The sequence below is a fragment of the Virgibacillus alimentarius genome, from assembly GCF_017874635.1.
GTDB lineage: Bacteria > Bacillota > Bacilli > Bacillales > Amphibacillaceae > Virgibacillus_B > Virgibacillus_B alimentarius.
The window spans coordinates 35,842-47,895 of sequence record NZ_JAGIKX010000002.1 but is presented as its reverse complement, the minus strand read 5'-3'; the positions used below and the strand labels follow the sequence as shown (position 1 = coordinate 47,895).

Annotated in this window: 13 protein-coding genes; 11 read left to right on the top strand and 2 right to left on the bottom strand. The window is 33.8% G+C overall.

Annotated elements, in window-relative coordinates:
• Positions 1-30: 30 nt before the first annotated feature.
• The 9 genes from J2Z81_RS02370 to J2Z81_RS02330 all read left to right on the top strand — a co-directional run bounded on the left by J2Z81_RS02370 (position 31) and on the right by J2Z81_RS02330 (position 9,915).
• Positions 31-660 carry a helix-turn-helix transcriptional regulator gene (locus J2Z81_RS02370; protein WP_029266766.1) on the top strand — a complete coding sequence of 210 codons (630 nt, stop codon included), beginning with the start codon at positions 31-33 and terminating at the stop codon, positions 658-660.
• Positions 661-688: 28 nt separating this feature from the next.
• Entirely contained in the window at positions 689-1,492 is an 804-nt protein-coding gene (locus J2Z81_RS02365; protein WP_029266761.1) for a pyruvate, water dikinase regulatory protein, read from the top strand.
• A 424-nt stretch (positions 1,493-1,916) separates the two neighbouring features.
• Positions 1,917-3,731, top strand: a complete 1,815-nt coding sequence (gene dnaG / locus J2Z81_RS02360; protein WP_226370694.1) for a DNA primase — start codon at positions 1,917-1,919, stop codon at positions 3,729-3,731.
• Positions 3,732-3,762: 31 nt separating this feature from the next.
• The gene (gene rpoD / locus J2Z81_RS02355) at positions 3,763-4,887 is read left to right on the top strand and encodes an RNA polymerase sigma factor RpoD (protein WP_029266756.1); all 1,125 of its coding nucleotides are present in this window, start codon (positions 3,763-3,765) and stop codon (positions 4,885-4,887) included.
• A 451-nt stretch (positions 4,888-5,338) separates the two neighbouring features.
• Positions 5,339-5,716, top strand: a complete 378-nt coding sequence (gene cccA / locus J2Z81_RS02350) for a cytochrome c550 (protein ID WP_029266754.1) — start codon at positions 5,339-5,341, stop codon at positions 5,714-5,716.
• Positions 5,717-5,800: 84 nt separating this feature from the next.
• Positions 5,801-6,526, top strand: a complete 726-nt coding sequence (locus J2Z81_RS02345; RefSeq protein WP_226370636.1) for a tRNA (adenine(22)-N(1))-methyltransferase — start codon at positions 5,801-5,803, stop codon at positions 6,524-6,526.
• A complete protein-coding gene (locus J2Z81_RS02340; RefSeq protein ID WP_226370635.1) occupies positions 6,507-7,622 on the top strand; it encodes a Nif3-like dinuclear metal center hexameric protein in 1,116 nt (371 codons plus the stop codon). The genes J2Z81_RS02345 and J2Z81_RS02340 overlap by 20 nt, the downstream gene beginning before the upstream one ends.
• Before the next feature lie 43 nt (positions 7,623-7,665).
• Entirely contained in the window at positions 7,666-8,985 is a 1,320-nt protein-coding gene (locus J2Z81_RS02335; RefSeq protein WP_226370634.1) for a DEAD/DEAH box helicase, read from the top strand.
• A gap of 36 nt (positions 8,986-9,021) precedes the next feature.
• Complete coding sequence (locus tag J2Z81_RS02330) at positions 9,022-9,915, top strand: deoxyribonuclease IV (protein WP_226370633.1); 894 nt, start codon at positions 9,022-9,024, stop codon at positions 9,913-9,915.
• Between the two features lie 52 nt (positions 9,916-9,967).
• On the opposite strand, the gene J2Z81_RS02325 is transcribed toward J2Z81_RS02330, so the two are convergent.
• Positions 9,968-10,252: a DUF2624 domain-containing protein gene (locus J2Z81_RS02325; protein ID WP_029266744.1), complete on the bottom strand. Its 285-nt coding sequence runs from the start codon at positions 10,250-10,252 to the stop codon at positions 9,968-9,970.
• 180 nt (positions 10,253-10,432) lie between these two features.
• On the opposite strand from J2Z81_RS02325, the gene J2Z81_RS02320 reads away from it, so the two are divergent.
• Positions 10,433-10,816: an MATE family efflux transporter gene (locus tag J2Z81_RS02320; protein WP_226370632.1), complete on the top strand. Its 384-nt coding sequence runs from the start codon at positions 10,433-10,435 to the stop codon at positions 10,814-10,816.
• Positions 10,817-10,850: 34 nt separating this feature from the next.
• Here the strand turns inward: J2Z81_RS02320 and J2Z81_RS02315 are convergent, their stop codons facing one another.
• Positions 10,851-11,189, bottom strand: coding sequence for a hypothetical protein (locus J2Z81_RS02315; protein ID WP_226370631.1), 339 nt, complete (start codon positions 11,187-11,189; stop codon positions 10,851-10,853).
• A gap of 57 nt (positions 11,190-11,246) precedes the next feature.
• Between J2Z81_RS02315 and J2Z81_RS02310 the strand changes: the two genes are divergently transcribed.
• Positions 11,247-11,876 (top strand): NfeD family protein, encoded by a 630-nt coding sequence (locus tag J2Z81_RS02310; RefSeq protein ID WP_029266738.1) that lies wholly within the window; start codon positions 11,247-11,249, stop codon positions 11,874-11,876.
• Positions 11,877-12,054 lie beyond the last annotated feature (178 nt).

The window sequence follows — 12,054 nt, the reverse complement described above, 5'->3', positions numbered from 1 at the left end:
TATGTCATATTGTCTTTAGGTGGTGACAAAGTGGAATTATCAGACCGGCAGGAAAAAATTATAGAAATTGTAAAAGAAAACGGTCCTATTACCGGTGAAAAAATAGCAGAAAAGTTAGGGTTGACAAGGGCAACATTACGCCCTGATTTAGCTATATTAACAATGGCTGGATTTCTAGATGCAAGACCCCGCGTTGGATATTTTTTCACTGGAAAAACAGGAGCGGAATTGCTAACAGAAAAAATTAAGAAGTTTAAAGTGAAAGAGTTTCAATCTATTCCAATAGTTGTTAAAGAGGATGACTCCGTATATAATGCTATATCTACTATGTTTTTAGAAGATGTTGGAACATTATTTGTAATAAATAATCATTCCTGTTTAATTGGTGTCCTGTCAAGAAAAGATTTATTAAGAGCTAGTATTGGTAACCAAGATTTAGATGCAGTGCCAGTACACATCATTATGACCAGGATGCCTAATATAACGATATGCCAAAAAGAGGATTTGTTAATAGATGCAGCCAACAAATTAATTAATAAACAGATTGATGGTTTACCAGTTGTTAAAGAAACGCAAAATGGTTTAGAGATTGTAGGTCGTATTACAAAAACAACGATAACAAAAGCATTTGTTGAGCTAATTATGAATGAACATTTATAATGCTAAAGCAGAAAGGAGTAGTTTAAACATGAGTGCTGAGCCCACTATTTATGTTTTATCTGACTCCGTGGGAGAGACAGCAGAATTAGTAATAAAAGCTGGTTTAAGCCAATTTAATAATGGTGAATATAAAATACAGCGAATTCCTTATATTGAAGATAAAAGTACAATTGATGAAGCGCTGCAACTTGCAAAAGAAAAGGAGGATATGATTGGGTTTACTTTAGTAGATCCAACACTTAGAAACTATTTGAATGCGCGCGCTGCCGAAATGGATATTGAAGCTATAGATATAATGGGACCGATGCTTAAAGCAATGAAACGTGTCTACGGGAAACCACCCCGCCTGGAACCAGGTTTAGTTCACAAGCTTGACGAAGATTACTTTAAACGTGTAGAAGCTATTGAATTTGCGGTTAAATATGATGATGGGCGAGATTCAAGAGGAATCGCAAGAGCTGATATAATATTAATCGGTGTTTCCCGGACATCAAAAACACCATTATCACAGTATTTAGCACATAAACAACTAAAGGTGGCAAACGTACCGATCGTACCTGAAGTAGATCCTCCAGAAGAATTATTTGACGTAGATCCATCAAAATGTATTGGCTTATTGATCAGTCCAGAAAAATTAAATGAAATTAGAAAAGAACGACTCAAGGCTTTAGGACTTGGTGATCAAGCAACTTATGCTAATATGAAAAGAATCCACCAAGAACTTAACTATTTTAATGAGTTAGTGAACAAGATAGGCTGTAAAGTAGTAGATGTTTCTAACAAAGCCGTCGAGGAAACTGCTAATACTATATTACATATGATGCTAAAATAAAATGGATTGGATTATATATACACCCTATCATCTTTTCAAAGAAAGCATTCAGATTGAAATAAGAATGCTTTCTTTTTAACTTATTTTTTAAGTAATTTTTCTAGTAAATTCATTAAAATTGTATTATAATTACTACTTGTGTAATGATAGAAGTAATTATTTAAACTCTATATTGCATATGATTAACTAATAATAGTTCTGTGCAGATATTCTGAAAAGTTAAACATTCCAAAATGAGAAGGATTCTTTACAATGCACATAGAATACTATATTTAAGACAAAAAAATCGACAAATTTTTGAGCTAAATTACAGATATGCGTTGTATTACAAAGAATCCCCTTTTGTTTTTCTGAAAAATTGTCGAATCTTGAAGGATATTATTTGTTAATCACGAATAAGTAATAAGCAGGCATGGTGATGTGTATGCTCAATCGTATTCCTGAGGAAACAATTGAAAGTATTCGCAAAGCTAACGACATCGTTGATCTTATAGGAGAGTACGTCCAACTTAAAAAACAAGGAAAAAACTTTGTAGGTTTATGCCCATTTCATAGTGAAAAAACCCCATCCTTCACTGTTACACAAGAAAAGCAAATTTTTCATTGCTTTGGATGTGGCAAAGGAGGAAATATAGTCACATTTTTAATGGAAATGGAAAGTTATTCATTTTATGAAGCTTTAGAGCTACTTTCTAATAGAAGTGGGATTCACTTACCAGATACAGGCATAAAAAAAGAATCATCACTTTCTCAAGAAAACCAAAGCATATTATCAGCATATAAGTGGTTAACGAAACTGTATAATCATTTATTAAGATATACAAAGGACGGTAAAGAAGGTTATCAATATTTTAAAGACAGAGGTATTAGTGATGAAAGCATTGAGGCCTTTCAACTTGGTTTTTCCCCGCGTGTGAAAGACTTCACGGCTGAATTTCTTGAAAAAAAGGGGTTTCACCAGCAGTTGCTTATAAAAGCAGGATTACTTTCCCTTCAAGATGATCAGGTAACTGACCGATTTATGGGTAAAATTATTTTTCCCATACGTAATCATCTGGGAAAAACGATTGCATTCGGCGGACGCAACATCTCGAATCAAGATGGACCTAAGTATTTAAACAGCTCTGAAAGTGATCTTTTTCAAAAAGGCAAGCTTTTTTATAATTTCGATTTAGCAAAAAGGCATATTCGCAGAGAAGGTGAAGCTGTTTTATTTGAAGGTTACATGGATGTAATTTCCGCTTACCAAGCTGGAGTGAAAAACGTCATTGCAACTCTAGGAACCTCTTTAACACAATACCAGGCTAAACTGTTAAAAAGATATGTTGATACAGTGATCCTTTGTTATGATGCTGATAATGCCGGAATGGAAGCAACTTATAAAGCATCTATCCTATTACGTGAAGCTGGCTGTACTGTGAAGGTGGCAAAACTTCAGGAAAATCAGGATCCAGACAGTTTCATCCAAGCTCATGGTGCTGAAGCTTTTAAAAACGAGGTAATCCAAGCAAGTGATACATTTATAAACTTTTACATGCGTTATTTAAAAAAGGAATATAATATGAGCCTGGAAGGAGATCGTATCCATTATATAGAAGAAGTTCTTAAACAAATTGCGATGATTAGCAGTTCGGTTGAACGGGAATATTATTTGAAAGAACTAAGTAATGAATACGATCTGTCATTGAATTCACTAAAAGATGACATTCAAAAAAACCGGCAAAAAGGAATTCAAAGGGATAAGAGAGAAAAGAACAGATATACTACTAACAGTAAGCAAAATTTTTATCAATCGAAAAAACTGCTTCCTGCTTTTCAAAATGCAGAAAGACAACTTTTGGCATATATGTTGCAAGATCTGTCTATTACTAATAAAGTACAGAAAGAATTAGGTGCTAGCTTTAACATTGAAGCACATAAGATTATTGTGACACATTTATACGCTTTTTACGAAGAAGGTAATCCAGCAGATGTTAGTTTATTTATAGAAAGACTAACAGATCAAAATTTAAAACAATTCGTATCGGAAATAGCTATGCTGCCTGTAAATAAAAATATCGATGATCAAGAAATCGACGACTACCTTAGAACGATTCGAACTCAAACAAACGATGTTCCAAGCATAAAAACATTAAAACAACAGCAAAAACAGGCAGAACAACATAACAACCCGATCAAAGCGGCGCAGATAGCCATGGAAATCATCAAGATACAAAAACAACTAAAAAATACGAATTGAATCTTTATATAGTTTGAAAGGAGGGGCACTCATGGCTGAAAACAAAACTTCACAAACAATGGAAAATGAACCAGAGCAAACACTTGAACAAGCAAAAGAACAATTGCTTGAGATGGGGAAAAAACGTGGTGTTTTAGCTTATGAGGAAGTAGCAGATCGCTTGTCCAACTTTGTTATAGAATCAGACCAAATGGACGAGTTTTATGAGTACCTTGGAGAACAAGGAGTCGAAATTATAGGTGATTCCGAAGACGATCCTAAAATGAAAGAAATTGCTAAGGAAGAAGAAGCGAATATAGAAGAGGATCTTAGTGTTCCGCTTGGCATAAAAATAAATGATCCGGTCCGAATGTATTTAAAGGAAATCGGTCGAGTAGATCTGCTATCTGCAGCAGAGGAAATTGATCTGGCTGTTCGAATAGAACAAGGGGATGAAGAAGCAAAAAGAAGACTGGCGGAAGCGAATTTACGTCTGGTTGTAAGTATTGCAAAACGGTATGTCGGAAGAGGTATGTTATTTCTCGATCTAATCCAGGAAGGAAATATGGGTTTGATCAAAGCAGTAGAGAAGTTTGATTATCAGAAGGGCTTTAAATTTAGTACGTATGCAACATGGTGGATTCGACAGGCTATTACACGAGCTATTGCGGACCAAGCAAGAACCATTCGAATTCCTGTACACATGGTAGAAACAATTAACAAACTGATCCGGGTACAGCGTCAACTGCTACAAGACTTTGGACGTGAACCAACGCCAGAAGAAATTGGTAAAGAGATGGATTTATCACCAGATAAAGTTCGTGATATACTAAAAATTGCACAAGAACCTGTTTCACTAGAAACTCCGATAGGTGAAGAAGATGATTCCCACTTAGGCGACTTTATTGAAGATCAAGAAGCAGTTTCTCCTTCCGATCACGCAGCATATGAACTTTTAAAAGAACAATTAGAAGATGTGTTAGACACACTTACGGATCGTGAAGAAAATGTATTACGTTTACGTTTCGGACTTGATGACGGGCGAACTAGGACCTTGGAAGAAGTAGGAAAAGTGTTCGGAGTAACCCGAGAAAGAATTCGTCAAATTGAAGCGAAGGCGCTACGGAAATTAAGACATCCAAGCCGCAGTAAACGCCTAAAAGATTTCTTAGAATAGAATACTTCTTTTCTATTTAACCATCCTGGAGAAAAACCAGTAACCTTTCTAAGCAATAATGCTGTTTAAAGGGCATAAAGGTTTTTCTTCATACCTTTTGGTATCGTTTTCTTTTTCTTGTTATTTATTTTACGCAATTTCTGTTGATATTGCAAATAACGATTTAAATTTATTCTGCCTACCTAACGCTTTTTTACATTTTTAACATATTTATTTTAATTCATAGCTTAACCCTTTAAACTAATTTCATTTTCGAGTAAAATATATATAGTCTTTGTACATTGTTTAACTACCATAAAAGGGATTAGTAAAACCTTATAGATGGTCAGTTGAATAAAACAGGTTGCTTTCCTTTGTTAAACATCTTACATATATCATCAAAAAAATTTAACAGATGTTAGCAACGTGATATAATACGTACAGGATAGGGATTACATAAGGAGGAAATACAATGAAGAAAAATGCAGTTGTCCCTTATGCAATTATAGCTGTTCTTGGGATACTAACCGTAATCATCATTTCTTTTGTTGGTGTAAACCAACGAGACGACATCCAGCAAGCTGAAGAAGGTGGAGAAAAGGCAACAGAAGAGACACAAGAAGGTGAAACGTCAGATGATCCTGAAGCAATTTTTGAATCCAATTGTGCTTCTTGCCATGGGGCTGACTTATCTGGTGGAGCAGGACCAGACTTAACAAAAGTTGGTGGAAACCTTTCAGAAGAAGAAATTCATGATATTATTATTAACGGAAAAGGCTCGATGCCTCCTGGTATGGCTACTGAAGAAGAAGCCGGTGTATTAGCAGGATGGCTTGCAGAAAAAAAATAAATTAAAATTTTCTTCATGAGGACAAGCTTTCTGATATATAAACAGAAAGCTTTTCTTTAATTATAAAACTTTAAGGAGAATCGAATGAAACACACAATAAAACTTTCCAGACGCCTAACAAATGTAGCCTCATTTTTATCTCCTGGTTCGCTTTTTGCTGATATTGGTTCTGACCATGCGTATCTTCCCTGTTATATATGCTTACAGGATAATGAGGCAAGAGCTATAGCTGGTGAAATTAATGAAGGTCCTTATCTCAGTGCTTGTAAAACAGTTGAATCATATCAATTAACAAATGTAGTAGACGTCCGTCTCGGTGATGGTTTAGAAGTGTTAAATAAAAATGAGGTTACCGAAATCGTAATAGCAGGAATGGGTGGTTCGTTAATAAAAAGTATTTTAGATGATGGCCGGGATAAACTTTTGAATGTAAAGCGAATAATTGTTCAACCTAATATAGAAGAACAAAATGTGCGAAGTTGGCTTTTATCGAATGGCTTTAAATTAACAAATGAAATTATTTTAGAAGAAAACAACCATATTTATGAAATAATTGTCGGAGATAAAGCAGATGAGATAAATTCTAGTAAGTCAACGCTGGAAGAAAAACAGCTATTTTTCGGCCCCTTATTAATGTCAAATCCAAATCCAGTTTTTTATAAAAAATGGCGTTCAGAGCATTCTAAACGAGCAGCAACGCTTGAGCAGATAAAAAAAGCAAATACTTTACATAAAGAAAAAATCAGACAATTTGAAATGGAATTAGATTGGATAGAGGAGGTTTTGCAGAATGAAAAAAAGTATTATTAATTCAGAAATTTTTAAGGTAATGGAAGAATGGGCACCAAAAGATTTTGCATATGATTGGGACAATGTCGGCTTACAAATGGGTTCCTTTAATAAATCTGTTAAAAAAATTATGATTACCTTGGATGTATTGGAATCAGTGGCAGATGAGGCTATAGAAAAAGAGGTAGATTTAATTATAGCTCATCATCCATTATTATTTAAACCTGTAAAGCGGTTGAACACAGATCAATCAAAAGGTCGAACCATTCAGAAACTATTACAGCATCATATATCTGTTTATGCCTCTCATACAAATTTAGATATAGCAACAGGAGGCATTAATGATATATTATGTGATTACTTAGGAATTCAAAATAGAAAAATACTTATCAAAACGCATTCTGAAAAACTTTTTAAAGTTATCGTTTATGTACCTAATACCCATATAGAAAATGTACGTGAAGCTTTAAGTAATGCAGGTGCAGGTCATATTGGGGATTACAGCCACTGCACATTTCAATCAGAAGGTCAGGGTACATTTAAACCGCTCGAAGGAACAAATCCTCATATTGGGATACAGAATAAACTGGAATATGTTAATGAACATAAAATAGAAACAATTGTACAAGAGAGGAAGCTTAATGATGTTTTGGATGCAGCTATTCAAGCACATCCATATGAAGAAGTTGCATATGATGTATACCCCGTAAACAACGAGGGCCAGGCATATGGCATTGGGCGAATTGGTTCATTAAACAAGGAAATGACCCTGCAGTCGCTGGCTGAAAAAGTAAAAAAGGATTTTAACATACCACATGTTCGTGTAACAGGCGATTTAACAAAAAAAATAAATAAAGCGGCTATATTAGGAGGAAGCGGTGAAAAGTATATTTATCAAGCGAAGCAAATGGGAGCTGATGTTTATATAACTGGTGATATGACTTTCCACAATGCCCAAGATGCGTGGGAAATGGGTTTATCCGTAATTGATGCGGGGCACTATATTGAGAAGGTCATGAAACAAGCAACAAAACAATATTTAGATCAAAAGCTTCCAAATGAAAATTTAGAAATAATTGTATCAGAAACAAAGACAGAACCGTTTCAATTTATTTAAATCTATAGCTTGATGATCGTAATCATCAAAAGGAGTTACAATGATGAAAAATACTGATTTTAAGCAATTTGCTTTTCATTCTTTACTTAATAATGTTATAAGGCAATTAAATTTTCAAAAACCTACTGAAATACAACAAAAAATTATGCCTTCCATTCTAAAAGGGGAAAGCGTAATTGGACAATCTCAGACAGGATCTGGAAAAACACATGCCTATTTACTTCCTCTATTTCAAAAAATGAAAACAGAGAGACAAGAAGTTCAATTTGTTATTACTGCCCCAACACGTGAACTTGCTACGCAGATTTATGAGGAAGTTAAGAAAATTACGCACTATGCCAATAAAGACGGCAAATGGATATCTAAACTTTTGGTTGGTGGGACGGACCGAGAAAAGATGGCTGAAAAGCTAAAACAACCGCCACATATTATAGTTGGAACTCCTGGAAGGATACTTGACTTAATTAAAAACGGAGCAGTATCAATTTATACTGCTCAATCCTTTGTTGTTGATGAGGCAGATTTAATGTTAGATTTGGGATTTCTCAGTGACGTAGATCGGTTGTTAACTCGATCAAAAGAAGATATACAACTGCTTGTCTTCTCAGCAACAATTCCGCAAAGACTAGAGCATTTTTTCAAAAAGTATCTAAAAAATCCTATACATGTTAAAATAAAGGATCAGTTATCTCCTGAGACAATGAAGCATTATTTGATTGCATTAAAACATCGAAATGAAGCAGATGTTATTAAGGAGTTTTCGAAAGTAGTAAACCCTTATTTAGCTATAATTTTTACTAACGGTAAAGATAAAGCAAATCAATTGGAGGCTGACCTACAAGAAAGAGGATTAAATGTAGGACTTATACACGGTGGTTTATCTCCCAGAAATAGGAAACGTACGTTAAAAGACATTCAAAACCTGCGTTATCAATATATTGTCTCAACTGATTTGGCTTCAAGGGGAATTGATATAAAAGGGGTCAGTCATGTTATTAATGCCCAGCTTCCCAAAGAAGAAGACTTTTATATCCATCGTGTTGGAAGAACTGCAAGAGCAGGAATGGAAGGAACTGCTATAAACCTTTACAATGATTCAGATTTAAATTTAATTAAAAAGTTAGAACAAAAGGGTTTACCATTTATATATACTGATATCAAAAATGGACAGTGGGTAGAAGCAAAAGCTTGGAATGAACGGAACCTGCGAACAAAAACAACTACAAACATAGAGAAAGAAGCATGGAGAAGAGTACAAAAGGCAAAAAAAGTAAAACCCGGTTACAAAAAGAAAATGAAAAAACAGCATGATGCAATCAAAAAACAATTACAAAAAAAATCGAACCCCAAAAAAAAGAGATAAAAAAGAAAACACAAATAAGATAGGAGAGGGCAAAGAATGGTTTTTTTAGGTTCTCATGTATCAATGAGCGGGAAAAAAATGTTATTAGGATCGAGTGAAGAAGCGGCCTCTTACGGCGCAAATACATTTATGATATATACGGGAGCACCTCAAAATACCCGCAGAAAACCAATTGAAGAACTGAATATTGAAAAAGGAAAAGCTCATATGGATGAGAAAGGCATGAATAATATTGTTGTTCATGCACCATATATTATAAATATTGCAAACACCGTTAAAAGTGAAACGTTTGATTTAGGTGTCACATTTTTACGCAATGAAATCGAACGGACGGAGGCACTTGGTGCTAAACAAATAGTTCTTCACCCAGGAGCACATGTTGGAGCGGGAGTTGAAAAAGGTATAGCAAAAATTGTAGAAGGGCTCAATGAGGTATTAGATGATCAGAGCAATGTACAAATCGCACTTGAAACGATGGCTGGAAAGGGAACAGAAATTGGTAGACGTTTTGAAGAAATCGCATCCATTATAGATGGCGTTAACCATAATGAAAAACTTTCTGTATGCTTAGATACCTGCCATATTCATGATGCCGGATATGATGTTATTAACGATTTTGATGGGGTGTTGAATCAATTTGATAAAATTATTGGAATTGATCGTCTCAAGGTAATTCATGTTAATGACAGTAAAAATGAACAAGGTGCACAAAAAGACCGACATGAAAACATTGGTTTTGGTTACATTGGCTTTGAAGCTCTGCACTATATTGTACATCATCCACAACTAAAAGAACTTCCGAAAATATTAGAGACACCATATGTAGGGGAAGACAAAAAGAATAAAAAACCTCCTTACAAGTTTGAAATCGAAATGATAAAAAAAGGAGAGTTCAAACCTGATTTAAAAAATGAAATTATTAGCCAGTAAAAATGAAGGAATGACGCTCCCAAGGGCCTCATTCCTTTTTTGATATTTTAAATTAATAAAAAAGATGACCTAAACCTTGAGAATGTACCAGCTCATTAAATATTTTTTGTGCTTTCTTTGCAGTTTCAGCGTTTGTTATTTGCGTTAAGGCTTGAAGCATTTTAATACGTTCATTCTCATCAAAGGGGTTTATAGGATGAGTTTTCACATAAGTCGTAATATCCTTTGCTTCCTTTTCAGTAACGGAAAATCCATATTGCTTAGCATAATATAATAATTCATCAGCCGTAAGGTTCTCTAACTTTTTTATGATTAAACTTTTTAAAAAATTAGACATATATTTATCATTCTCCTTAACTTATTCTCTTTACTATATGCAACAATGCTTAAAAATTAACCAATTGAAAGTAAAAATAACCAACCGAAGTAATCTTGGTAAAATGTAACATAAATGATAATTAGAAAGTAATCATAAACTATACATGCACCTCAAACAGCAAAAGGAGGTATTAGCATTATGGATGAACATGATCATACAAAGGAAATGGAAAAGTCAAACGATGATCTGGTATCTTCTAATTTAACTGAACCGCCTGCTGTCACCCCTGAAAGCAGAAGAAATGATGAAGAAGTAGCAGAAGAAATTAGTGCTGATGATTTTGATAAGCAGCTTCGTGTAGATGAAGAAGATAACGATACAGAAGTAAACAGTGTTTATGGATGGATTGGTATCGCTTTATCAGTCATATCCTTTTTTATGATGCCAATCATTTTAGGCGGCGCTGGGATTATTTTAGGTTTTATTTCCAGAAGTCGTGGTGCAGATGCATTAGGAAATACAGCTATAGCTGCGGGTGTAATATCAATTTTAATTACGCTTTTTGTTATTCCATTCGTGTAGAGAAAGAGGCTGATTATTATCGGCCTCTTTCCATTTATATGTTATTATGGTACAAGGGAAAATAATAATATTTAAAAATTTCTAGTTTATATGGATCCGCATCAGGGTTTATTTTTTTAAAATCAATGATAATTTGCTCAATGTCAATATTTGGTGTTTGGTGATGATTGTTATTTATTTGCTCAACTATTGATAATACTGTATCTCCGGGATATACTTTAATTTTTGCAGTACGAATATTAGCTTTTTCTGTAATTTCTGTATCAATTTTTGTATCTAGCGTATTTTTTATGATTCCTGTTGTTAAATCTTTATAGATACTCATAATAAATAAGAAAAGAAATAAAATGATACATATCCTTTTAAACTCCATATTTAAACTCCTTAATTAAAAAATCACCAAAAAATTATTTTAAAAGGTGGTAAAATCGTGGAATTTTTTCTTTCATCAGATTGGTTGGCATTACTTTTTACAGGACTTGGTACACTATTTTTAATAGGAGAAATTCTTGTTAATATGCGTGGAGGATTTGCAATATTAGGGATAGGGTTTATCACTGTTTATTTTTCAGTATTTCTTCAAACTCAATCCTTTGTTCTTATGCTTATTATTTATTTTATCGGTTTATTACTAATTATCATTGATGGAAAAGTATTAAATGACGGAACACTTGCAGCAATTGGATTAGTTGTAATGTTAACCTCTGTTGCATTAGCTTCTCCTACATTTACTGCTGGGATATATGCCATTTGTGGTGTTTTAATAGGAGCGGGAACTTCCTTCATTTTCTTGAAAATCTTTAAGAAACGGGAGATGTGGAATAAAATTATGTTGAAAGACAGATTAACGAAGGAGGCTGGCTATAATTCTTTAAACGCTGATTATAATCAGCTACTCGGAGAAAAGGGAATTACACTAAATGACCTACGACCTGTAGGAACAATTCGGATTAATGATAAGGATTACAGTGCCATTTCAAATGGACAATGGATCCCCAAAAATAATGAAATACAAGTAATAGAAGTTGATGGTACAAAAATTTTGGTGAAGCAATTATAAAATAAAAAAACGCAATGAATGATCACTTTCGTTCATTGCGTTTTTTTACAGCCAACATATCAAACATATTAAACAAGTCAAGTTAAAAAACTAATTTAAGTATCATTTGTGATTTGTAAATTTAATGTAAAGTATTTGCGAAGATACTTTACAAAATAAAGTTATTTATTAATAATGG

Bases quoted from the DNA above. Each gene is read 5' to 3' on its own strand.
- J2Z81_RS02365 (WP_029266761.1), top strand. From the start codon at position 689: ATGAGTGCTGAGCCCACTATTTATGTTTTATCTGACTCCGTGGGAGAG.
- dnaG (WP_226370694.1), top strand. From the start codon at position 1,917: ATGCTCAATCGTATTCCTGAGGAAACAATTGAAAGTATTCGCAAAGCT.
- rpoD (WP_029266756.1), top strand. From the start codon at position 3,763: ATGGCTGAAAACAAAACTTCACAAACAATGGAAAATGAACCAGAGCAA.
- cccA (WP_029266754.1), top strand. From the start codon at position 5,339: ATGAAGAAAAATGCAGTTGTCCCTTATGCAATTATAGCTGTTCTTGGG.
- J2Z81_RS02345 (WP_226370636.1), top strand. From the start codon at position 5,801: ATGAAACACACAATAAAACTTTCCAGACGCCTAACAAATGTAGCCTCA.
- J2Z81_RS02340 (WP_226370635.1), top strand. From the start codon at position 6,507: ATGAAAAAAAGTATTATTAATTCAGAAATTTTTAAGGTAATGGAAGAA.
- J2Z81_RS02335 (WP_226370634.1), top strand. From the start codon at position 7,666: ATGAAAAATACTGATTTTAAGCAATTTGCTTTTCATTCTTTACTTAAT.
- J2Z81_RS02330 (WP_226370633.1), top strand. From the start codon at position 9,022: ATGGTTTTTTTAGGTTCTCATGTATCAATGAGCGGGAAAAAAATGTTA.
- J2Z81_RS02325 (WP_029266744.1), bottom strand. From the start codon at position 10,252: ATGTCTAATTTTTTAAAAAGTTTAATCATAAAAAAGTTAGAGAACCTT.
- J2Z81_RS02320 (WP_226370632.1), top strand. From the start codon at position 10,433: ATGGATGAACATGATCATACAAAGGAAATGGAAAAGTCAAACGATGAT.
- J2Z81_RS02315 (WP_226370631.1), bottom strand. From the start codon at position 11,189: ATGGAGTTTAAAAGGATATGTATCATTTTATTTCTTTTCTTATTTATT.